At 65.2% G+C, this 20,932-nt stretch carries 21 protein-coding genes; 6 read left to right on the top strand and 15 right to left on the bottom strand.

Annotated elements, in window-relative coordinates:
- Window positions 1-64: 64 nt before the first annotated feature.
- Genes ACIQXM_RS01665 through mca form a run of 3 tightly spaced genes read right to left on the bottom strand, consistent with a single transcriptional unit; the run spans window position 65 to window position 2,596 of the window.
- The gene (locus ACIQXM_RS01665) at window positions 65-1,294 is read right to left on the bottom strand and encodes a thioredoxin domain-containing protein (RefSeq protein ID WP_400926640.1); all 1,230 of its coding nucleotides are present in this window, start codon (window positions 1,292-1,294) and stop codon (window positions 65-67) included.
- Window positions 1,295-1,303: 9 nt separating this feature from the next.
- On the bottom strand, window positions 1,304-1,630 hold the full coding sequence (locus ACIQXM_RS01670) for a hypothetical protein (protein ID WP_400926643.1): 327 nt from the start codon (window positions 1,628-1,630) through the stop codon (window positions 1,304-1,306).
- A 48-nt stretch (window positions 1,631-1,678) separates the two neighbouring features.
- Window positions 1,679-2,596, bottom strand: coding sequence for a mycothiol conjugate amidase Mca (gene mca, locus ACIQXM_RS01675; protein WP_400926646.1), 918 nt, complete (start codon window positions 2,594-2,596; stop codon window positions 1,679-1,681).
- Window positions 2,597-2,764: 168 nt separating this feature from the next.
- Here mca and ACIQXM_RS01680 point away from each other — a divergent pair, with 168 nt between their 5' ends.
- Together ACIQXM_RS01680 and greA are read left to right on the top strand one after the other, a co-directional pair.
- Entirely contained in the window at window positions 2,765-3,121 is a 357-nt protein-coding gene (locus tag ACIQXM_RS01680; protein ID WP_400926649.1) for a DUF4307 domain-containing protein, read from the top strand.
- A gap of 236 nt (window positions 3,122-3,357) precedes the next feature.
- On the top strand, window positions 3,358-3,849 hold the full coding sequence (greA, locus tag ACIQXM_RS01685; RefSeq protein WP_400926652.1) for a transcription elongation factor GreA: 492 nt from the start codon (window positions 3,358-3,360) through the stop codon (window positions 3,847-3,849).
- Here the strand turns inward: greA and ACIQXM_RS01690 are convergent.
- The 6 genes from ACIQXM_RS01690 to ACIQXM_RS01715 form a co-directional block, all read right to left on the bottom strand.
- A complete protein-coding gene (locus ACIQXM_RS01690) occupies window positions 3,846-4,463 on the bottom strand; it encodes a rhomboid family intramembrane serine protease (RefSeq protein WP_400926655.1) in 618 nt (205 codons plus the stop codon). The two genes, greA and ACIQXM_RS01690, sit on opposite strands and share 4 nt — an antisense overlap.
- A gap of 3 nt (window positions 4,464-4,466) precedes the next feature.
- The gene (ilvA, locus tag ACIQXM_RS01695; protein WP_400926658.1) at window positions 4,467-5,708 is read right to left on the bottom strand and encodes a threonine ammonia-lyase; all 1,242 of its coding nucleotides are present in this window, start codon (window positions 5,706-5,708) and stop codon (window positions 4,467-4,469) included.
- Window positions 5,705-6,934: an AI-2E family transporter gene (locus ACIQXM_RS01700; protein WP_400926660.1), complete on the bottom strand. Its 1,230-nt coding sequence runs from the start codon at window positions 6,932-6,934 to the stop codon at window positions 5,705-5,707. The genes ilvA and ACIQXM_RS01700 overlap by 4 nt, the downstream gene beginning before the upstream one ends.
- Before the next feature lie 53 nt (window positions 6,935-6,987).
- Window positions 6,988-7,944, bottom strand: a complete 957-nt coding sequence (locus tag ACIQXM_RS01705) for an aldose 1-epimerase family protein (protein WP_400926663.1) — start codon at window positions 7,942-7,944, stop codon at window positions 6,988-6,990.
- 19 nt (window positions 7,945-7,963) lie between these two features.
- Window positions 7,964-8,662 (bottom strand): GAF and ANTAR domain-containing protein, encoded by a 699-nt coding sequence (locus ACIQXM_RS01710; RefSeq protein ID WP_400926666.1) that lies wholly within the window; start codon window positions 8,660-8,662, stop codon window positions 7,964-7,966.
- Window positions 8,663-8,893: 231 nt separating this feature from the next.
- Window positions 8,894-9,742 carry a Bax inhibitor-1/YccA family protein gene (locus ACIQXM_RS01715; protein WP_400926669.1) on the bottom strand — a complete coding sequence of 283 codons (849 nt, stop codon included), beginning with the start codon at window positions 9,740-9,742 and terminating at the stop codon, window positions 8,894-8,896.
- A 354-nt stretch (window positions 9,743-10,096) separates the two neighbouring features.
- On the opposite strand from ACIQXM_RS01715, the gene ACIQXM_RS01720 reads away from it, so the two are divergent.
- The 4 genes from ACIQXM_RS01720 (at window position 10,097) to ACIQXM_RS01735 (ending at window position 14,253) form a co-directional block, all read left to right on the top strand.
- Complete coding sequence (locus tag ACIQXM_RS01720) at window positions 10,097-11,425, top strand: branched-chain amino acid ABC transporter permease (protein WP_400927712.1); 1,329 nt, start codon at window positions 10,097-10,099, stop codon at window positions 11,423-11,425.
- Window positions 11,426-11,438: 13 nt separating this feature from the next.
- Entirely contained in the window at window positions 11,439-12,419 is a 981-nt protein-coding gene (locus ACIQXM_RS01725) for a branched-chain amino acid ABC transporter permease (protein WP_400926672.1), read from the top strand.
- Between the two features lie 143 nt (window positions 12,420-12,562).
- Window positions 12,563-13,510: an ABC transporter ATP-binding protein gene (locus ACIQXM_RS01730; protein WP_400927715.1), complete on the top strand. Its 948-nt coding sequence runs from the start codon at window positions 12,563-12,565 to the stop codon at window positions 13,508-13,510.
- Window positions 13,507-14,253: an ABC transporter ATP-binding protein gene (locus tag ACIQXM_RS01735; protein ID WP_400926675.1), complete on the top strand. Its 747-nt coding sequence runs from the start codon at window positions 13,507-13,509 to the stop codon at window positions 14,251-14,253. Before ACIQXM_RS01730 ends, ACIQXM_RS01735 begins: the two co-directional genes overlap by 4 nt.
- A gap of 141 nt (window positions 14,254-14,394) precedes the next feature.
- On the opposite strand, the gene ACIQXM_RS01740 is transcribed toward ACIQXM_RS01735, so the two are convergent.
- The 6 genes from ACIQXM_RS01740 to ACIQXM_RS01765 all read right to left on the bottom strand — a co-directional run bounded on the left by ACIQXM_RS01740 (window position 14,395) and on the right by ACIQXM_RS01765 (window position 20,850).
- Window positions 14,395-15,795 carry an ABC transporter substrate-binding protein gene (locus tag ACIQXM_RS01740; protein WP_400926678.1) on the bottom strand — a complete coding sequence of 467 codons (1,401 nt, stop codon included), beginning with the start codon at window positions 15,793-15,795 and terminating at the stop codon, window positions 14,395-14,397.
- Window positions 15,796-15,965: 170 nt separating this feature from the next.
- On the bottom strand, window positions 15,966-16,349 hold the full coding sequence (gene rbsD, locus ACIQXM_RS01745; RefSeq protein ID WP_400926681.1) for a D-ribose pyranase: 384 nt from the start codon (window positions 16,347-16,349) through the stop codon (window positions 15,966-15,968).
- A complete protein-coding gene (locus tag ACIQXM_RS01750; RefSeq protein WP_400926684.1) occupies window positions 16,346-17,287 on the bottom strand; it encodes a substrate-binding domain-containing protein in 942 nt (313 codons plus the stop codon). Before ACIQXM_RS01750 ends, rbsD begins: the two co-directional genes overlap by 4 nt.
- A 49-nt stretch (window positions 17,288-17,336) precedes the next feature.
- Window positions 17,337-18,335: an ABC transporter permease gene (locus ACIQXM_RS01755; RefSeq protein ID WP_400926687.1), complete on the bottom strand. Its 999-nt coding sequence runs from the start codon at window positions 18,333-18,335 to the stop codon at window positions 17,337-17,339.
- Complete coding sequence (locus tag ACIQXM_RS01760) at window positions 18,332-19,864, bottom strand: sugar ABC transporter ATP-binding protein (protein ID WP_400926690.1); 1,533 nt, start codon at window positions 19,862-19,864, stop codon at window positions 18,332-18,334. The genes ACIQXM_RS01755 and ACIQXM_RS01760 overlap by 4 nt, the downstream gene beginning before the upstream one ends.
- The gene (locus tag ACIQXM_RS01765; protein ID WP_400926693.1) at window positions 19,861-20,850 is read right to left on the bottom strand and encodes a LacI family DNA-binding transcriptional regulator; all 990 of its coding nucleotides are present in this window, start codon (window positions 20,848-20,850) and stop codon (window positions 19,861-19,863) included. Before ACIQXM_RS01765 ends, ACIQXM_RS01760 begins: the two co-directional genes overlap by 4 nt.
- Window positions 20,851-20,932 lie beyond the last annotated feature (82 nt).

Consider the following 20,932-nt stretch of genomic DNA (forward strand, 5'->3'; position numbering starts at 1 on the left):
CGCAGGTTCCGGGCCGCCAGGAGCGCCGGACGGTGCCGCAGCCACAGTTCTTCCTCTGCTTCGCTCAGGGCCCGGCCAAAATGCAGCGTGCTGGCGCTGGCCCCGTCATCGTCCGGAGTTGCGCCGTGGGGGCCATGTCCCCGGAGGCCAGGTCCAGCAGGGCCATGACGGCTGGGGCGTCCTCGGATCCCAGGACCTCTGCCAGCTGCTTCGGAGTCCAAACGTAGGTGCCGCCTTCCACGCGGCGGCCCTCCATCAGCGTGTCCGCGTCCAGCGAGGAGGCAAATCCGCCTTCCTGGACGCGCAGCCGCTGAATCATCCACTCCGCCGTCTCGCGGGTCACCCGCAGGGCAAGCCGGCGCTCCGCGGGATCAACTGCAGTCCGGGCCCACTGCGCGTACAGCGCCAGCAGCTGGACGTTGTCATAGAGCATTTTTTCGAAGTGCGGGACGGCCCAGCGGCGGTCCACGGTATACCGGGCGAACCCGCCCTCAAGCTGGTCATAGAGTGCGCTGCGGGCCATCGCACCGAGGGTCCGGCCAGCCAGTGCCGCGGCTTCCTCCGCAGTTGAACTAACGCTGCCGGCGTGAGCCAGCAGGAACCGCAGCACTGTGGAGGGCGGAAACTTCGGTGCAGCACCAAAACCACCGAATTGGCGGTCTTCCAGTCCAGCCAGCGTTTCCACTCCTGCCGACAGAGTCCGGCCGGACTCGGCGGCGAACTCGGCGGCATCCTCGCCGTCCGCCGGCCCCGCAGATCCCCGGAGCGGTCCCAGCAGCCGCCGGTTTCCGTCCTGGGCCGAGGCAAGATGTGCGGCCAGCTGGGCGGCGCTCTGCCGGACTTCCTCCGGCCGGTCCTTCCAGGCAGAGGTGACGGCAGCAAGGACATCCCGAAAGGCGGGCATGCCCTGCACCGGCCGCGGCGGAAAGTACGTGCCTGCGTAGAAGGTGCGCCCGTTGGGCAGGGCGAAAACGCTCATGGGCCAGCCGCCCTGGCCTGTCATGGCCTGGGTGGCGGCCATGTAGACGGCATCCACGTCCGGGCGTTCCTCGCGGTCCACCTTGATGGAGACGAAGTGCTCGTTCAGGTAGTCCGCTGTGGCCGGATCTTCGAAGGACTCATGCGCCATGACGTGGCACCAGTGGCAGGCGGCATAACCCACCGAGATGAAGACCGGGACGTTGCGCCGCCGGGCCTCGGCGAACGCTTCGTCCCCGAACGGCCACCAGTCCACGGGGTTGCCGGCATGCTGGCGCAGATAGGCCGAAGCCTCCGTTAGCAGTCTGCCGGCCATGAGTTCTCCTTAGCCGCGCTTGTAGTAACCCGGAGTGGTGTCCCCGCCGTCCGAAGCTTTCGGGGCGGGCGGCGCATCAGCGGCTCCCGCTCCGGATTCGGCGCTGGGAATGAAGACGTCGGAACCGACGCCCGTGCGGGCCTGCTCGCGGTAACGGACCCGGCGGATGCGCTTGACCATATCCCTGATGAGGAAGAACACCACGATCACCATGAAGAGGGTCACCAGGAAGCCCAGCAGACCCGGAGTGACATCCGCGATGCTCAGGCCGGTTTTCAGCTCGTCATCCTCGGCACCCGGGGAAACGGTCAGGGGCAGGCTGTACAGGAAGTTCACGGTGTTTCTCTCTCTTGGCAGCGGGTGGCTTTACGCCGTCCCTGCCCTCTATCGTATGCCAGCGAACAGGTCCGTCTCAGGCAGCTCGGTCTCCACTTTGGACTGGATCAGCGAATAGTCTTCCCAGGGCCATACCTTCCGCTGGGTGTCTGCGTCCACGGCAAAAAAGAATCCCTCCGGATCCACCTGCGTGCGGTGGCTCTTCAGTGCCCGGTCCCGCGCTTCGAAGAAATCTCCGCACTGAATCTGCGTGGTGGTGGGATGCGTGGGAGCGGGGGGCTGGTGTCCCTCCGTGTCGGCTTCCTGCCAGGCGGCAATGCGCTCTGCGTACGGTGAGTCCATGCCGGCGTCCACCAGGGCGTGGTGCAGCGCGGTGAACCGTTCGGGATTGAAGGCGCGGTCGTAGTACAGCTTCAGCGGCTCCCAGGGCTCTCCGGTCCCGGGGTAGCGGTCAGCGTCCCCCGCGGCGTTAAAGGCTTCCACCGCCACCTTATGGGCCATGATGTGATCCGGATGCGGGTACCCGCCGTTTTCGTCGTAGCTGATGATCACGTGCGGGCGGAATTCACGCACGAGCTTCACCAAGGGGGCAGCAGCGTGCTCCAGGGGCTCCAGGGCGAAGCAGCCAAACGGCAGGTCAGGCAGCGGATCCCCCTCCGGCAGGCCGGAGTCCATGAAGCCCAGCCAGCGGTGCTGAATGCCCAGTTCACGGCGGGCGCTGGCCATTTCCGTGCGGCGAAGCCCGGCGAGGTCCCGCTTGGCGGCGGCGTTGGATTCCATGGCGGGATTCAGCACGCTGCCGCGTTCGCCGCCGGTGCAGGTTGCCACCATCACCTCCACGCCCTGTGCGGCGTAAGAAGCCATCATGGCCGCACCCTTGCTGGCTTCGTCGTCGGGATGGGCGTGCACGGCCAGCAGCCGCAGCGGTTCCTGACGGCGGGAAGTATTCGATGAGGCGGTCGACACGTTGCAGCTCCTGAGATGGTCAGCGGAAATCAGACGGGGAAACTCGGATAAAATAGAGCGGTGAGCACTGAGGAAGGTCCTGACAAGCAGCCAGCCCCCGGGCAGGCCCCCGATAGTTTTCCGTCCGCAACAAGATTAGCCAATCGGTACGGAGCTCCCAAGCCGGGTTTGTCGCGCCGCGCCAAGGCCACCGCCGTCGGCGCCGCCCTGGTGCTTGGATGCGGTGCCGCGGCCTACATGGCGATGCCCTCCCCCGGCGGGGAAGTGAGCTTCAAGGACGTGGGGTTCAGCATCACCGATGCCGGAAACGCCACTGTTGATTTCCAGGTCACCAAAGATCCGCAGGACAGCGCGTCCTGCGCCGTTCAGGTACTGAATGACAGCTATGCCGTGGTGGGTTGGAAACAGGTCACCATCGGACCGGCTGAGGACGCCACCACCAACCAGCACCTTGAAATCCGTACTGATTCCCTGGGCGTCACCGGCGGAGTCAATGCCTGCTGGCTGTTGGGCGACGACGCCTGAGTTTCCGCTCAAGCCGCCCAGCGGCGGCCAACCGCCGGGAAGCCGGTTTTTCCGGTTCTTGGGTTATTCGGTTTGGCTGACTAGTATGGACCCTACGTTATGCCCCGCTTAGGTGATCAACCGCATTACCGGTCACCGTCCGGCGGGGTCTTTGCTTGTCAGGCCACTGGGCTTCGAGCAAAATCAGCCTGCCGGACCGGTTCTTGTGGTCCGGTCGTCACTAAAAGGAGAGATCCGTGTCTACCAACAGCGCACCTGCCGCTTGGCTCACTCAGGAGTCTTACGACCGCCTGAAGGCTGAACTGGAGCACCTGTCCGGTCCCGGCCGCACGGAAATTGTTGCCCGCATCGAGCAGGCCCGGTCCGAGGGCGACTTGAAGGAAAACGGCGGGTACCACGCTGCCAAGGAAGAGCAGGGCAAGGCTGAGGCCCGTATCCGCCAGCTCACCCAGCTGCTGGAGACGGCGCACGTGGGCGAAGCCCCGGCCGATGACGGCGTGGTGGAACCCGGCATGCTCGTTGAGGCGAAGGTTGCCGGTGACGTTGAGACGTTCCTGCTGGGAAGCCGCGAGATTGCCGGCGACTCGGACATCAATGTCTACAGCGAAAAGTCGCCGCTCGGCGCTGCCATCCAGGGCATGAAGGCCGGCGATTCCGCCACCTACACCGCCCCGAACGGCAAGGCCATCTCCGTGGAAATCATTTCCGCGAAGCCCTACGCCGGCTAATTTCCCCTGAACTGCTGCGGGCCTTCCCATCGGGAGGGCCCGCTTTTGCTTGTCCGGCGGCCCTGCCGGTTCCGGCGCAGCAGCACTGCTGCCAGCACCCCGCCGGCAGCGCCGAACAGGTGCGCCTGCCAGGAAACGCCGATGTTCACCGGCAGGACTCCCCACAGAAGGGATCCGTAAATCAGGAACAGGACACCGGCCAGCAGCAGCTGCACAATGTCCCGGTTGTAGATCCCGCGGGCCATCAGATAGGCGAACAATCCAAACACGACGCCGGAAATCCCCACCGTCAGGCCGCCGCCGAAGAGCCACACGCCCAGGCCCGATGCCAGCCAGGACGAGGCCAGCACCACGCAGAAGCGGCGCACCCCTTCCAGCAGGGTCAGGAAGGAAAAGACCACCAGCGGCAGGGTATTGCCCAGCAGGTGGTTGACGCCGGCATGCAGCAGCGGGGCCGCCAGTATCCCGTCCAGCCCGTCCACCCGCCGCGGCAGGATGCCAAACTCCCGCAGCGCGGCAGGCCCCACGGCCAGGGCCAGGAAATAGCAGAGCCACACCAGGGCAGCGAGTCCGAGTGAAACGGCAAGGGCGGTCCTGGCCCGCTTGGCTAGCACCGGCTACCCGTGCAGCACGATCGGCTGGAAGCCTTCGCCGCGCAGCCTGTTCAGCACCAACTCACAGTGTTCATGCCCCTTGGTTTCCATGTTGATGGTGATCGCCACGTCCCCCATGCTGATGGAGCCGCCAACCCGGGTGTGGTCCACGCCGGTGACGTTGGCGTCGGATTCGGCGATGATCCGGGAAATGGTGGCCAGCGAGCCGGGCCGGTCATCCAGCAGCATCCGCACCACCAGATACCGTCCTGCGGCGGCGAGGCCGCGCTGGATCACCTTGAGCATCAGCATCGGATCAATGTTTCCTCCGGAGAGGACGACGGCGGTGTTCCCCGGGTTGTCGATTTTGCCTTCCATGAGGGCAGCCACCCCTACGGCACCGGCCGGTTCAACCACCATCTTTGAGCGCTCGAGCAGGAAAATCAGCGCCCGTGCCAGCGCATCCTCGCTGACGGTCACCACGTCATCCACCAGCTCCCTGATGATGGAGAAGGGCAGCTGGCCGGGCCTGCCCACGGCGATGCCGTCGGCAATCGTGGACACCTTGGTCAGCGGCACCAGGGCGTCCGCGGCCAGCGACGGCGGATAGGCGGCTGCATTTTCCGCCTGCACGCCGATGATCCGGACTTCGCGGCCCAGTTCCCGCGCCCGGGTCTTGATGGCAACGGCAACCCCGGCCAGCAGCCCGCCGCCGCCCACCCCGATCAGGACGGTGTCCAGGTCCGGAATCTGGTCCAGCAGTTCCAGGCCGATGGTTCCCTGCCCTGCCACTACGTCCACGTTGTCGAACGGGTGGACAAACACGGCGCCGGTCTCATCCGAATAGCGCTGGGCTTCCGCGAGAGCCTCGTCCACATTGTGTCCGTGCAGCACCACTTCGGCGCCGTGACCGCGGGTGGCGGCCAGTTTTGGCAGCGCCACTCCCAGCGGCATGAAGATCCGGGCTTTGATGCCCAGGCGCGCAGCGGCAACCGCCACGCCCTGCGCATGGTTTCCGGCGGAGGCTGCCACCACTCCCCGGTCCCGCTCCGACGGCGTGAGCTTGGCCATCCGGACGTACGCTCCGCGGACCTTAAAGGACCCGGCGCGCTGAAGGTTTTCGCACTTGAAGTACACATTGGAGCCGGTTTGGCGGCCCAGCGCCCGGGACACTTCAATGGGCGTGCGTTCAACGACGCCGTCCAGCAGCTTGGCTGCTGCCTCAATGTCATCCAGGGTCACGGGCAGCTCGGGGAAATCAATCACGGTTGCTTCTCTTCGTCGGCGTCATCTTTGGAGTCGTCCTCGGGTTCATCGGTGCGCGGAGTTGCTCCGCCCAGCGCAGCGAAGACCTGGTCCCGGGCCAGGGCCGGGTCGTGTTCCCATCCCCGGGCCGCAATGTAGCGCACCACGGTATTCAGGATGGCCAGCAGCGGTACGGAGAACAGCGCACCCGGGATTCCCGCGGCAAGGGTGCCGCCGGTGACCGCCAGGATCACTGCCAGGGGGTGCAGGGCAACGGCCCGTCCCATGATCAGCGGCTGCAGGATGTGGGATTCCAGCTGCTGGACCAGGAGCACGATGCCGAGCATGATCAGCGCGTTGACCCAGCCGTTGGCCACCAGGGCCAGGAGCACGGCAACAAAGCCGGTGACAAAGGCGCCCACCAGCGGCACAAAGGAGCCCAGGAACACCAGGACGGACAGCGGCAGTGCCAGCGGAACACCGATGATGGCGGCCCCGGCACCAATTCCGACGGCATCGATAAACGCCACCAGCAGTTGCACCCGGACGTAGTTGACCATGGAATCCCAGCCGTGAATTCCTGCGCCGTAGCCGCCGGGGCGGGCGCGCCGCGGCAGCAGGCCTGCGGTGAAGCGCCAGATTCGGCGGCCGTCCAGCAGGAAGAACACCAGGGCGAACAGGGTCAGCAGGACTCCTGCGGCAAAGTGCCCGGCTCCGGTGCCCACAGACAGGGCACCCGAGAGGATATTGCCGGAATTCGACTGCAGGGCGTTCGTCGCTTCCTGCACCAGGTTGTCCATCTGGCTGTTGGTAATCTGCAGCGGCCCGGAGGCAAGCCAGTCCTGGACCTGCGCCACCCCGGACAGCGTCTCGCCCCAGAGGTCCCGGAAGCCCAGGGCGAGCTGCCGGCCCACCAGTGTCAGGGCGGCCACGATCACGCCCAGGAAGGTGACAATCGTGACGGCCACTGCCAGTCCGCCGGGCACCTTGTTGCGGCGCAGCCAGGTGGTCACGGGAGAGAGCAGGCCGGCCAGCAGCGCGGCAATCATCAGCGGGATGATCAGCAGCGAGAAGTTCCGCAGAATCCAGACGAGTCCGGCGGCCACAATCAGCACTACGCCCAGGCGCCAGGCCCAGGCTGCGCTGACGCGCAGCGCAAAGGGGACGTCGTCGTTGCTCCGGCTGGAGCGGACGGCCGCAGCCTGCACCGCTTTGGGCGCGACAATGCGGCGCGCATGAGGTCTCATGGGCTCATCTTTCCACACTCGATGGCTGCAGTTTCCACCGTTACGTCCGGGGCTTAGCCCGGAAATCCGGGCCGGATCCCCCACTCCGCGGCGAAGGTGCTTTCCGGCTCGAGCCAGCACAGTCCTTCCCCGGAGTTCAGGGCGTTGGCCGGCGCCGTCATGGGTTCCAGCGCCACTGCGCGGCTGCGGCCGGGGATTTTGTCGGTGAGGAAAACATGGACATAACCGAACTCGGGTCCGCCCCACAGCGTGACGGTCCTGCCGTCCGGAGCAGCCAGCCGGTGCCGGTATTCTCCGCCGTCGAGCGTAAGGCCGGTGTACGCGCTGTCCAGGTCACGGTTCCCGATGGTGCGGCCGGCCCTGAAGTCGAAGTCCCCGGACACCGGCTCGCTTCCCACCGGAATGAGGCGTTCATTGGAGGTCAGCCGGGTGTCGCCGGAGACGGTGAGCTCCAGCTCCTCCGCCGGGACCGATCCGATCCGGAGGAAGGGATGGGCGCCAAGGGCAAACGGTGCCCGGCTCTCCCCCACGTTGGTGAGGCTTTGACGCACGCGGAGGCCGCCGTCGTCGTCCAGGCTGTAGGTGACCTCGTGGAGAAGGTGGAACGGATACCCGTGCTGGGGAAATATTTCGGCGCGAAGCGTCACGCTGCCGGCAACTTGACCGCCGTCGTCAATGCGCTGGTAGCCGGTGTTCCGGAGCAGCCCGTGGCTCGCGTTGCCGGTGGCGGGCTCCGTAATGTCCAGCTGCTGGAGCTTTCCGTCCAGCACCCATTTCCCGTCTGCCACCCGGTTGGGCCAGGGCGCCAGCAGAATGCCGCAGGCCGACGGCGGCAGCGAGTCGTCCGGATAGGTCTCCGCATAATCGGTGCCGGCCACCGAATAGCTGCGGAGGGCCCCGGCGAGGGAGGCGATGCGGGCTTCCGCCCTGCCGCGGGACGTGGAACGCGCAATCTGGTACTGGCTGCCGGTGGCGGGGTGGGTACCCGGGACCGCGGGTGTAGCGCTCATCACTCCAGCGTACAGCCGCTCACTCCTCGAAGTGCGTGTTGACCCGGTCCGAGACTACTGCCACCACGCCGGCGGCGACCTCGCGGACCTTGACGTTGCGGCTGTTGGAAACACTGCGCAGGATATCCACGGCACTCTGCTGGCTGCAGTTGTTCTGGCCCATGATGATGCCGGCTGCAAGGTCCACCACGGTCCGCGATTCCAGCGCGGCCTGCAGGTTGGCGGCCCGGTGTGCCTGCGCATCCGCCCGGAGGGCAAGCGTCAGTGAAGCCGCGGCGTCCCCCGCCGCCCGCTCCACGGCGCGCACAGCTTCCGGATCAAAGGCTCCGGGTCGGAACGAATACACGCTGAGTACCGCTCCTGCCGGTTTCTCCACCGGCATCGGAACGGAGGCAAAGGCGGCCGTGCCGTCGGGCAGCAGGGGGTTGACGCCGCCGGTACGTGCAGGACGGGGGTCCAGGTGGCGCACCACCACAGGCAGCCCGGTGGCCAGTACACCAAAAGCCGGTTCCAGCTCGGTCTGCCGTGGAGCCGATGCTGCAAAGCGGGGTGCGCTGCCCGCATGCGCCACCTGCCGGCGCGGACGAACCACGGTCAGGGCGGCTCCGGCGACGTGCCACCGGGCCAGGCAGTCAGCAAACTCACCGGCCAGCGCCGCCAGGAACTCTTGCAGGTCCCGGTGATCCAGCAGCAGCGCCTGCAGGCGGACCGGTGACAAGTCTGACCAGTATGGTTCCGTTCCCTGCTCCCCCAACGTGCGCCCCCTTCGTCGGCCGAATGTTTCGGCTCCGCCAGATGGTACGGGCCGGTGGCTGGGGTGCACAGAGTGACAGCGGTCTTTCCTCCCTCGCGGGAGGAAAGACCGCTGTCCACAACAAAGAGGCCAGCAGGCACGAATGCCTGCTGGCCTCTTGGGGCTTGCCTCCGGAAGAATCCGGAGCAGCCGGAGTTAGTCGTCGCCGCGGAGAATCGCGAGAATCCGCAGGATTTCCACGTACAGCCAGACCAGGGTCACGGTCAGGCCGAAAGCGGCCGTCCAGGAATAGCGCACCGGTGCGCCGGCCTGCACGCCCTGCTCGATGGACGTGAAGTCCACGATCAGGGAGAAGGCAGCCAGGCCTACGGCGAGCAGTCCAATCAGGACGCCCAGGGGAATGCCCATGATGGTGACCGAGTCGCGCATGCCGAACATGGTGTCAGTTGCACCGAAGATCATCATGCCCACGTTGACAAGCGAGAAGACCGCGTAGCCGATCATGGCGATCATGAAGAACCGCATGGCCTTGGGCGTTGCGCGGACCTTGCCGCTCTTAAAGAGCACCAGGGTGACGGCAAAGACTGAGAGCGTACCCAGGACTGCTTGGAGGCCGATTCCCGGGTAGAGGTTGTCCAGGACCAGGGTCAGGCCGCCGAGGAACATCCCCTCAAGGGCGGCGTACGCCAGAATGAGTGCCGGAGACGGTTCGCGCTTGAACGAGTTCACCAGTCCGAGGACAAATCCGCCCAGTGCGCCGATGATCATCAGCGGTGCGGCAGCGCTCTGCAGCACCAGCATTGGGATAGCAGCACCAACCAGCACCACCGCCAGGCAGGCGAGAGTCTTCATGATGACGTCGTCGTACGTCATCCGACCCGTCTGGCTGGGGCCTGCTGACGGAGCCGTGTACAGCTCCTGCAGCTGCTGCGGAGTCATCTGTCCCGAGCTTTGAGTGGCCACGGAACCGCGGTTCATTCCGTTGCCTCGAACCTGGGTATTGAAATTCTTTCCGTTAAAGACCGGATTGCCGCCAACTGCCATGAAATGTCCTCCATCTGGGGGGCCGTTTACCTAGAGCCTACCAATGTCAACGGGTAACCCCCACTGAAGATTCCTTGGCGGGAGGTGAGATGCGGTAACAGTTCCGCATACCCGGCCCTTTCCGGGCGCTTGGTACTGGCGTCTGCGTCCGCACCGGGAAGTCGTTACCTGATCGCGACATTCGCCCGGAGGCAAACGTCACTGCCGGAAACAATCTGTCGGTAGCATGATCCCCAATCAGTGACAAATGTCACATGTGAATTCGCCTAGGCATCACTTTGATTGATGCACACGGGCTTGGCGTGGAGGTTTTGGAATTTGCTAAGAACATCGGCGCTGACCAGGTATCTGGGGATGCTGGCGGCGGTGGCGGCGATGTTCGCTGCACTGCTGCTCGCTGCTCCTGCCGCTCAGGCAACAACAGCAACACCGGCCCCGTCCGCCTCGAACGGTGCCTCGTCCCCCGCGCAGACCCCGGCCACCGACGGCGCAACGGACGGCGCTGAATTCACCGACCGGATCAGCGGCGTGGTCCGCAACGCGGGAGTACCCGTGGAAGGCGTCCGGATCACTGCGACGGGGAACGGCTTTGAGGGCGAAGTACGGACCGCCGCCAACGGGTCCTGGTCCATCGGTGTTCCGGAACAGGGCGCCTTCGAAGTCGAGCTGGACGAATCCACGCTGCCGGAGGGAGTGGCACTGGCGGAAAACCAGCAGAACCCGCGCACCGTCACCTTTGCCGGCACCTCCAACATCACCACGCTGTTCCTGCTCGGCGAAGGCATTGTCCTGCAACAGGACAGCTTCCTTTCCACACTGGGCGAGCGCGCCGTGGCAGGCCTGAGTTTCGGGCTGCTCCTGGCGCTAAGCGCCGTGGGACTGTCGCTCATCTTCGGCACCACGGGCCTGACCAACTTTGCCCACGGCGAGATGGTCACCCTGGGCGCGGTCCTGGCCTTCGGGTTCGCGGCACTGGGCCTTTCTGCCTGGATTGCGCTGCCGCTTGCCGTGGCAGGCGGGGCGGCGTTCGGATATCTGCAGGACGGAGTGCTCTGGAAACCGCTGCGCCGGCGCGGCACCGGCCTGGTGCCCATGATGATCGTGAGCATCGGCCTGGCCGTGGCCATCCGCTACACGGTGCTGTTTTTCTTCGGCGGCGCCATGCAGCAGCTGCCCGGAGCCCAAAGCCCCACCCTGGAGCTCGGTCCGGTGTCCATTCCGCGCAACACCCTGATCTCCCTGTTCGTGAGCCTGGCCGTCATCCTGATCATCGCCGTGCTTCTGCTGCGCACCCGAATCGGCAAGGCAACGCGGGCTGTCTCGGACAATCCGTCCCTGGCCGCAGCTTCCGGCATCGACGTGGACCGAGTCATCCGCCTCGTGTGGGTCACCGGCGGAGCCCTGGCGGCGATGGGCGGCATCCTTTGGGCCTACTACCGGCCGGGCGTCTCCTTCAACATGGGCCAGCAAATCCTGCTGCTGATCTTCGCCGGCGTCACGCTGGGCGGGCTCGGCACGGTGTTCGGAGCATTGATCGGCTCCATCATTGTTGGGCTCTTCGTGGAGATTTCCACAATCTGGCTGGATGCGGACCTTAAGTATGTGGGTGCCCTGGTCATCATGATTCTTGTCCTCCTCGTCCGGCCGCAGGGAATCCTCGGCCGCCGCGAGCGCATAGGTTAGGGGCTTAGCACCGATGGACTTTGCAAATATTTTCCTGGGGGCTCTCAACGAAATCATCAGCCCCACCACGGCCGCCTATGCATTGGCGGCCCTAGGTCTGGCAGTGCATTTTGGCTACACGGGCCTGCTCAACTTCGGCCAGGCCGGATTCATGGCAGTTGGCGCCTACGGGTTCGCCATTCCCATCCTGTCCTTTAATGCACCGCTGCCGGTTGCCGTGCTGATCGCCTTAGCGACGTCCGCCCTCTTCGCCGTGATCCTGGGCATACCAACCCTGCGGCTGCGGGCCGATTACCTGGCCATCGTGACGATTGCCGCCGCAGAAATCATCCGTTACATCGTGACCACCAACAGCATGACGGCGGTCACCGGGTCAGCCAACGGGCTGGCAGCGTTCACCGGCGATTTCTACGCCCTGAACCCGATTCCGCCGGGCAGCTACAACTTGGGGCCGTTTGGCATGAATGAACGCGATGTCTGGGTCCGGATCGTCGCCTGGGCACTGGTGATCATCGCCTGCCTGCTGGTGTGGATGCTGATCCGCAGCCCGTGGGGCCGCGTGGTCAAGGGAATCCGCGAGGATGAGAACGCCGTGCGTGCCCTGGGCAAGAACGTGTATGCCTACAAGATGCAGGCCCTGATCCTCGGCGGATTGCTGGGTTCCATTGCCGGCATCGTCTTCACCCTCCCCCGCGACGCGGTGCAGCCGGCCAACTACGGGACCGAGCTGACCTTCTACCTCTATACCGCGCTGTTGCTGGGAGGCATGTCCACGGTGCTGGGCCCCGTGATCGGAGCCATGTTGTTCTGGGTCCTGCTGTCCCTGACTCAGGGCCTGCTCTACGGAGCCATCGAGGCCGGCTACATCACGTTCATTGACACTTCCCAGGCAGGCCAGGTTCGCTACATCCTTGTGGGTGTGGCACTGATGCTGCTAATGATCTTCAGGCCCCAGGGCATCCTGGGCAATAAGAAGGAGCTGGCGTTCGCATGAGTCATCAGGCAAACGAACCGGGAAACGGGCTTCGGCCCAGGGGCGCTCACGCTGCGGAACCCGCACCGGCCTCCGCACACGATGCCGGTGCTGCCGGCACCGCTGAGGCGGCCGCCGCGGAGTCGCTGGCTGCCAACGAATACATGTCCGATTCCCGTCCCATAGCCGAGGGCACCATCGAACCGGGGTGCCGCAAGCGTGATCCCATCCTGGTGGCGCGGAACGTCACCCGGGCCTACGGCGGGATCAACGCCGTGGACGTGGCCCACGTGGAAGTTCCGCGGAACAAGATCACCGCCCTGATTGGCCCCAACGGTGCCGGTAAGACAACCCTGTTCAATCTGCTCACCGGGTTCGACACACCGCAGACCGGAGACTGGCAGTTTGAGGGCCGGGACCTGGCCGGAGTCTCCGCCTACAAGGTGGCACGGCTGGGTATGGTCCGCACGTTCCAGCTGACCAAGGTCATGGGCAAGCTCACCGTTATAGAAAACATGCGCCTGGGCGCCGCTTCACAGCCCGGGGAATCGCTCTGGCGTGCTTTCCTGCCGCCGCTTTGGCGCGGCCGGGAGCGCGAAATCACCGCGCAGGCGGACGTGCTGCTGACCAAGTTCAAGCTGGACACCAAGCGCAGCGACTACGCTGCATCGCTCTCCGGCGGCCAGCGCAAGCTGCTGGAAATGGCCCGGGCCCTGATGGTCCAGCCAAAACTTGTGATGCTGGATGAGCCCATGGCCGGGGTAAACCCGGCGCTGACGCAGTCGCTGCTGGACCACATCAAGAACCTCAAGGCCGAGGGCATGACCGTCCTCTTTGTGGAGCACGACATGCACATGGTCCGCCACATCGCCGACTGGGTGATTGTCATGGCCGAAGGAAAGGTGGTGGCAGAGGGCCCGCCCGGCGAGGTCATGAAGGACCAGGCCGTGATCGACGCCTACCTGGGCGCACACCACGACGTGGATCTGGGCGACTCCGAAGGCTTCGAAAAACTGGAGGCGGAATTGGAACACGACCCCGAATCTTCTGTGGGAACCGAGCCTGACGGCGTTGTCGGCAGGCGAATTGACGAACGGAAGGACCAGGCATGAGCGCCGAAGCGTTCGACGGCGAATCCGTCGTCAAGGTCACCGATTTGGTGGCCGGCTATATCCCGGGAGTGAACATCCTGAACGGGTGCAGCATTGAGGCCCGCCGCGGTGAGCTGATCGGAATCATCGGGCCCAACGGCGCCGGCAAGTCGACCCTGCTCAAAGCCATGTTCGGCCTGGTAAAGGTGCACTCGGGCACGGTGGTGGTCCGGGGCCAGGACATTACCGGGCTCAAGGCCAACAAACTGGTCAGTCGGGGTGTGGGATTCGTGCCTCAGAACAACAACGTGTTTCCGTCCCTCACCATTGAAGAGAACCTGCAGATGGGCCTCTACCAGGCGCCGAAGCGTTTTGTGGAGCGTTTCGATTTTGTCTCGACCGTGTTCCCCGAACTGCGTCAGCGGCGTTCGCAGCGTGCCGGTTCCCTCTCCGGCGGCGAACGGCAGATGGTGGCCATGGGCCGCGCGCTCATGATGGAGCCGGCAGTACTGCTGCTGGATGAGCCGTCGGCCGGGCTCTCCCCCGTCAAGCAGGATGAGGCGTTCCTCCGGGTTCATGAGATCAACCGGGCCGGCGTCTCGGTGATCATGGTGGAACAGAATGCACGCCGGTGCCTGCAGATCTGTGACCGCGCGTATGTCCTGGACCAGGGCAAGGACGCGTACACCGGAACCGGTCGGGAGTTGATGAAGGATCCCAAGGTCATCCAGCTGTACTTGGGAACCCTCGCGGACACCGCCTGAGCCACGCCGCCGCAACGGTCTGATCCGTAAGGGAGAGGCTGATCCATAAGGACGCTGCTCCACACGGACGCTGCTCCGCAAAGATAAAGCAACCCCCGCCGAAACCGGCGGGGGTTGCTTTATGTGGTGCTGAGTGGATCTTTAGAGCTTGCCCTCTTCGGAGCGGCTCGGCACCGGCTTGTTGTCGGCGTCGAACTGGTAGATGCCGATGTACGCCTCGGTGGGGTCGCCGTTTTCATCGAAGGTCACGGGGCCGGAGTAGCCGTCGTAGTCGATGTCACCGCCGCCCCGCAGGATCGTGACACAGCCGGCGAAGTCGAAGCACTTCTCGCCCTCGGAGGAGACGCCCTGCAGCTCGGCCGCAATGGCTTTACCGTCGGTGCTGCCCGCAGCTTCAGCAGCCAGCGCCGTCATGGTGACGGCGTCGTAGCTTTCCCCGGCGTAGGACCAGTCCTTCAGGGACGGATCAATCGCCAGCAGGGATTCCTTGAAATTGTCCGAAGCGAACGGGCCCGGGATGGTTCCCTGGGCGCCTTCCAGGGTTCCCGGATCAAGGTCGTCGCTGAAGTCCGAGGTGTTGCCGTCCACAAAGAACATCTGCGTGGGGTCAACACCCTTGGCCGCCAGGAGCGGAACAATGCTGGTGGCCTGCTGGAAGCTGATGATCACAATGGCATCAGGATCAGCCGCAGCCACGGCGTCAACCTGGCTGCTGAACTGCGAGTCACCCTCGTTGAACATTTCCTCCGCAATAACCTGGCCGCCGGCTGCCTCAACGGAGCTCTTGACGTTGCTCTGCAGACCGGTGCCGTAGGCATCGTTCAGGACGATCATGCCCACGGTCTGTGCGCCGCAGCTCATGATGTAGTTGCCCAGTGTCCGGCCCTGCAGCACGTCCGAGGGAGCGGTGCGCCAGTACAGGCCGTTGTCGTCCCAGGTTGTAAAGTCCGGAGACGTGTTGGCCGGCGAGAACTGGATGACGCCCGCTCCGGTGATCTGGCCAATGACGGTTTTGGAGACGCCGGAGGAAGCGGCACCGATGATGGCGCTGACGTCCTGGCTGAGCAGGTTCGTGACCGACTGGGTGGCAATATCCGTCTGCGTGTCACCGGAGTCGCGGTGGATGATCTCCACCGGCTTGCCGAGGACACCGCCCGCCGTGTTGATTTCCTCAACGGCGAGGTTGGTGCCCGCAATTTCCGGCGGGCCCAGGAAGGCAAGCTCTCCCGTGGTGGGCAGCAGGGTGCCGATCTTCAGCGGGACGTCGGTGGTGCCGGTGGAGGCGGGGACAGCTGCGGGGTCACCCTTGGCTCCGGGATCCTCGCCCTTGCCGCCTTCGTTTTCGGGGCAGGTGACGCCCCCTGCGGCGGCCGCGTCAGCGGACGAGGTTGCCGGCGCCGCCGATTCAGATGAGTCTGACCCCGAGTCTCCCCCGCTGCAGCCGGTCGCGAACAGTGCCAGCCCAAGCCCCAGCGCCGCGATCTTGGCCGCCCGGTTGTATCCATCCAGGCCGGGACGGCCCGTGGTGCGTAGTGAAGTCATAGATTTTTCTCCCCGATCGAAAGGCGGAGGCCTTTGATGCTTACCAGGTGTTCCTGATTAGAAGAAAAGCTAGTTGAATAATGAGTCAAACATAAGGGTTTAGGGTTACGTCCTTGTAACGCTCATCACACTACGCGCTCCCGCCTCTTGCACTGGAGACGGGCCGCAGGTTAGAACGTGACGCCGCTGCGCAGCAGGACGTTGGCAAAGGGCGTGGCTTCTCCCGTCCGCACGATCAGCCGTACGGACGGAAGAAGGGCCTTGAACTCCTCATGGCTCACCGTTTCCGGCTCCAGCCCGGCATCCGCAAGCACCCGCTCGACGCCGGTGCCCGCGGCTTCCGCAGCCATGACGGCTCCTTCAACCTCTACATCGGCCAGCACTGCGGTCAGCACCTGCGCAAACGACGGAATGCCCTTCACCAGCGCCAGGTCCACTGTTTGAACCCCGTCCGGGACGGGCAGGCCGCAGTCGGCAATCGCGACCAGGTGCCCGTGCCCCAGACGGGCAATTGCAGCGTTCAGGGGTGCGTTGAGGATACCGGTCTTTTTCATGAGGCGAAGTCGGCCAGGTTCTCGGTGTTCACGGTGGTGACCGGAACGGGAATGGTCTTTTCCACGGTCTCGCCGTCAAGAAGCTGGGCCAGGACCTCAACCGAGCGCTTGCCGAGCTCGGCGGGCTGCTGGGCAATGGTGGCCCTGAGCGTGCCGTCCTTGATGGCGGCGAATCCGCCCTCGGTGCCGTCGAAGCCCACCACGCTGACCTCGGCGCCGGCCCGGCTGCCGAGCGACTGGATGGCGCCCAGTGCCATTTCATCATTTTCTGCGAAGACGCCGGTCACGCCGGGGTGTGCCTGCAGCAGGTTGGTGGCAACGTTCAGGGCCTCGGCCCGGTCAAAGTTGGCCGTCTGCTGTGCTGCGATCTTGATGCCCGGGTAAGCCTTGAGCCCTTCAGTGAAACCGGCGCCGCGGTCACGGCTGGCCGATGTTCCGGCAACACCCTGCAGGATGATGATTTCGCCCTCCCCGCCCATCGCCTTGGCCAGTTCGTCTGCCGCCTGGCGTCCGCCGGCCTCGTTGTCGCTGGAGACCAGGGACTGCACGTCCGCGCCGTTCACCGTGCGGTCCACGGCAACAATCGGAGTTTCGTTGGCCAGCAGGGGGCTCACGGAAGCGGCAGCGGCGTCGGAATCGACCGGGTTGATGATGACTCCCTCCGTGCCGGAAGTCGCGGCGGTGGCCAGCTGGTTGGTCTGGGTGGCCGAGTCGTTCTGCGCGTCCAGGACATCGAGCTCCAGGCCGGCGGCTTCGGCCGCGGTCTGCGCGCCGTCGCGCAGTTCGACGAAGAACGGGTTGTTCAGGGTGGACACGGCCAGGGTGACGGTTCCGCCCGAAGCGGCGGCGTCGTCGCCCCGGTTGCAGGCCGTGGCGCCCAGGAGGAGGCCGAGTGAAACGGTGACGGCCGCAGTCTTGCGTGCTGAGGAGAACTTCATTGTTGGTTCCTTTGGATATTGGTTGGAGAGGTGAAGAGGAAGGCAGGCGTCAATGGGTGGAGTTTTTGCGGCGCAGTGCGTCGGCGCCCACGGCCAGGGCAATGACCAGGCCGATCACCACCTGCTGCCAGAACGAGGACACATTCAGCAGGTTCAGGCCGTTGCGGATGACCACCAGCACCAGGGCGCCGATCAGTGTGCCGCTGATGCGGCCGACGCCGCCGGCCAGGGAAGCACCGCCAATAACGACGGCGGCAATGGCGTCCAGCTCATAGCCGGAGGCTGCCTGCGGCTGGGCCGAGTCAAGACGCCCGGAGAGCAGGAGCCCGGCCAGTGCGGCAAACAGCCCCGAGAGGGCAAAGACGGTCACCAGGACCCGGCGTACAGGGATGCCGGAGAGCCGGGCGGCCTCGGTGTTGCCGCCAACGGCGTACATGTACCGGCCAATAACCGTGTAGTTCAGGATCAGTGCGGCAACGATTCCGGCAATGATCAGGACCACGATGGGCATGGGGATCGGACCGACGTTGCCGCCCAGGAAGGACACCTCATCCGCCGTCGCAATCGGCCTGCCGTCGGAAAGGACCAGGGTCAGGCCGCGGGCCACACTGAGCATGGCCAGCGTGGCGATGAAGGAGGGCAGCCGGCCGTAGGCAACGGCAAAGCCGCTGACCGCACCGCTGAGTGCGCCGATCAGCAGGCCGCCAAGCAGCGCGATCCATCCGGGCATGCTGCCCTGGGTAAACATCCAGGCCGATCCCATGGCGGACAGTGCGGCCACCGATCCCACCGAGAGGTCAATGCCGGCGGCCACGATCACGAAGGTCATGCCGAAGGCCAGCACTGCAATGACAGAGGCCTGGATGCCGATGTTCAAAAGGTTTGGGCCGGTGAGGAAGTCCGGGGTGGCAATGAAAAGCGCCAGCCCAAGGACCACGAGTCCCACCAGGGCACCGTTGTCGGCGAGGAATTTCTTCGCCCGGGCACTCTTTTCAGGTGCCTGCTTCCGCGCAACCGTTTCCGGTGCCTGCACAGCTGCCTTGTTCATGATCCGTCCTTCATCAGTTGGTCTTCCACATCACGCTGTACATCCCGCACCGCCAGCGACATCACTGCGTCCTGGGTTGCCCCGGCCGCGTCGAGTTCGCCGGCAATGTGCCCGCCGCTCATGACGAGGATCCGGTCGCTCATGCCCAGGACTTCAGGAAGCTCGCTGGACACCATGACGACGGCGCCGCCGGCTGCGGTGATGGCGTTGATCAGTTCGTAAATCTCCACCTTGGCGCCCACGTCCACGCCGCGGGTCGGCTCGTCCAGCAGCAGCACGGTGGAACCGGCAACAATCCAGCGCGCAAACACGGCCTTCTGCTGGTTGCCGCCCGAAAGCGAGCCCACCGCCTGGTCCAGGTTGTGCATGCGGATCCGGAGCCGGTCCGCCACTTCCTGGGCACGCCGCCGCTGGCCGGCAAAGTCCACCACGCCCGCCTTCGCGGTCGAGTTCAGGGTGGCGTAGCCAATGTTGTCGTTGACCCCCGCACCGAGGACCAGTCCCTGCACCTTGCGGTCTTCGGGCACATGTCCAATGCCGGCGCGGATTGCGGCACCAATGTCTCCCTTGGGCAGCACGGTGTCCCGTACCCTGACGGAGCCTGCGGCATAGGAGTCCGCACCTGCGATGGCGCGCACCACTTCCGTCCGTCCGGCCCCCATGAGTCCGGCCAGCGAAACCACTTCTCCGGCACGGACCGAGAAGGACACATCGTGGATCAGGCCCTTGGTGGACAGGCCCTTGACCTCGAGCAGCGTTTCGGCCGGTCCGGTGAAGTCGCGGCGGCGGGGGAACTGCTGGTCGATCTCGCGGCCCACCATCAGGCGGACGAGTTCGTCTTCCTGGGTGTCCGCCGGCACCTCGGCAATGAACTTTCCGTCACGCAGCACGGACACCGAGTCACCGATGGCCGCAATCTCGTCCAGGTGGTGGGAAATAAACACCATGCCCACGCCCTTCCGGCGCAAGTCCTCGACGACGGCGAACAGCGCGGCGATTTCGCGGTTGGTCAGGGCCGCCGTCGGCTCATCCAGGATGAGCATGCGGGCGTTGAGGCTCAGCGCCTTGGCGATTTCCACCAGCTGCTGGCGGGCAATGCCCAGCTCCCCCACCGGCTGGTCCAGGTCCACGTCCAGGCCGATCAGGTCCAGGGCAGCCCGGGCACGGGCCAACATGCCGCGGCGGTCCACCAGCCCGTACTTCCGCGGCATCCGGCCCAGGGAAATATTCTCGGCCACGCTCATGGACCCCACGAGGTTCAGTTCCTGGTGGATGGTCGCAATTCCCAGTGCCTCGGCCGCTTTGGTGTCCGGCAGGGACACCGGCCGGCCGTCCACGAGGATCCGGCCGCCGTCGGGCTGGTACACGCCGGACATCATTTTGATCAGGGTGGATTTGCCGGCACCGTTTTCGCCTAGGAGCACCTGGACCTTGCCGGGACGCACCTGCACAGTGACGCCGTCGATTACCGTCACCGGTCCGAAGGATTTGCTGACGCCTTCAAGCGTCAGGATCGGGTTCTCGCTCATGGTCGTTTTCCTTCTGGACGGGATGGTGTGGAACCACGGATGATGAGCCTGCTTGGCAGCACCGCGGATTCCGGTGATTCCCCGGCAATTTCCGCGATCAACAGGTCGACGGCCAAACGCCCCATCGCGTGGACGTCGTGCGCAATGACGGTCAGCGCCGGGTTCAGCAGCGTGAAGGCTTCAATGTCGTCGTAGGCCACGAAGGCGACATCCCGGCCGATGGTGAGTGAGCGTTCGTTGCAGACTGCTATGGCTCCGATGCTCATCAGGCTGTCCGCCGCCAGCAGCGCCGTGGGCGGTTCGGCGAGGTCCAGCAGGCACCGTGCGCCGGCTGCACCGCTGGCCGACTGGAAGTCGCCAAGGTAGATGAGGCTGCCGTCGTCGTCGGCGCCGGTTTCAGCAACAGCGGCGCGGTAGGCCTGCAGGCGTTCGCGACCGGTGGACGTGGACTGGGGTCCTGCGATGTAGCCGATCCGGCGGTGGCCGCGCTGCGTGAGGTGATGGACGGCGTCGGCAATCCCGCCGGTGTTGTCCGCCGTGACAGAGGGAACCGCGGCACCGTCCACCACGCGGTCCACGAAGACCGTGGGCACCTCGCCCGCGAGCAGCCCGCGCAGGTCCTGTGCGCTGCCCTGCGGCGCGGCAATCAATCCGTCCACGCGCTGGGACAGCATCACATCCACGTAGCTGTCCTGCTGCGTCTGGCTTTCGTTGGCGTTGCCAAAGAGGGTCAGGTAGCCAAAGTCCCGGGCCCGCTGCTCGACGGCGTGGGCCAGGTCAGCGAAGAACGGGTTGCGGATGTCGGGCAGCAGCAAGCCGATGGTCTGCGTGCTGGTCTTGCGGAGGGAACGCGCCTGGGCATTGGGGCGGAAGCCAAGCTCCGCGGCAGCTGTGCGCACGGCCTGGCGGGCTTCCTCGGACGTGGATGAGTGGCCCGAAAGAACGCGGGAGGCAGTGGCCGCGGAGACGCCGGCCTTCTGCGCCACGTCCCTGATCGTCGTTGACCGCACACTGCTCCCTACACCGTTGTGGAATCGATTCCATGGAATCGATTCCAAGTATGGGGCA

Origin of the sequence: Arthrobacter sp. NPDC097144 (genome assembly GCF_044762205.1) — a bacterium.
GTDB lineage: Bacteria > Actinomycetota > Actinomycetes > Actinomycetales > Micrococcaceae > Arthrobacter_B.

Excerpts from the sequence above, each read along its gene's own strand:
- ACIQXM_RS01750 (WP_400926684.1), bottom strand. The coding sequence starts at position 17,287 with ATGAAGTTCTCCTCAGCACGCAAGACTGCGGCCGTCACCGTTTCACTC.
- ACIQXM_RS01725 (WP_400926672.1), top strand. The coding sequence starts at position 11,439 with ATGGACTTTGCAAATATTTTCCTGGGGGCTCTCAACGAAATCATCAGC.
- ACIQXM_RS01760 (WP_400926690.1), bottom strand. The coding sequence starts at position 19,864 with ATGAGCGAGAACCCGATCCTGACGCTTGAAGGCGTCAGCAAATCCTTC.
- ACIQXM_RS01720 (WP_400927712.1), top strand. The coding sequence starts at position 10,097 with ATGCTGGCGGCGGTGGCGGCGATGTTCGCTGCACTGCTGCTCGCTGCT.
- ACIQXM_RS01755 (WP_400926687.1), bottom strand. The coding sequence starts at position 18,335 with ATGAACAAGGCAGCTGTGCAGGCACCGGAAACGGTTGCGCGGAAGCAG.
- ACIQXM_RS01700 (WP_400926660.1), bottom strand. The coding sequence starts at position 6,934 with ATGAGACCTCATGCGCGCCGCATTGTCGCGCCCAAAGCGGTGCAGGCT.
- ACIQXM_RS01665 (WP_400926640.1), bottom strand. The coding sequence starts at position 1,294 with ATGGCCGGCAGACTGCTAACGGAGGCTTCGGCCTATCTGCGCCAGCAT.
- ACIQXM_RS01715 (WP_400926669.1), bottom strand. The coding sequence starts at position 9,742 with ATGGCAGTTGGCGGCAATCCGGTCTTTAACGGAAAGAATTTCAATACC.
- ACIQXM_RS01730 (WP_400927715.1), top strand. The coding sequence starts at position 12,563 with ATGTCCGATTCCCGTCCCATAGCCGAGGGCACCATCGAACCGGGGTGC.
- ACIQXM_RS01735 (WP_400926675.1), top strand. The coding sequence starts at position 13,507 with ATGAGCGCCGAAGCGTTCGACGGCGAATCCGTCGTCAAGGTCACCGAT.
- ACIQXM_RS01705 (WP_400926663.1), bottom strand. The coding sequence starts at position 7,944 with ATGAGCGCTACACCCGCGGTCCCGGGTACCCACCCCGCCACCGGCAGC.
- rbsD (WP_400926681.1), bottom strand. The coding sequence starts at position 16,349 with ATGAAAAAGACCGGTATCCTCAACGCACCCCTGAACGCTGCAATTGCC.
- ACIQXM_RS01740 (WP_400926678.1), bottom strand. The coding sequence starts at position 15,795 with ATGACTTCACTACGCACCACGGGCCGTCCCGGCCTGGATGGATACAAC.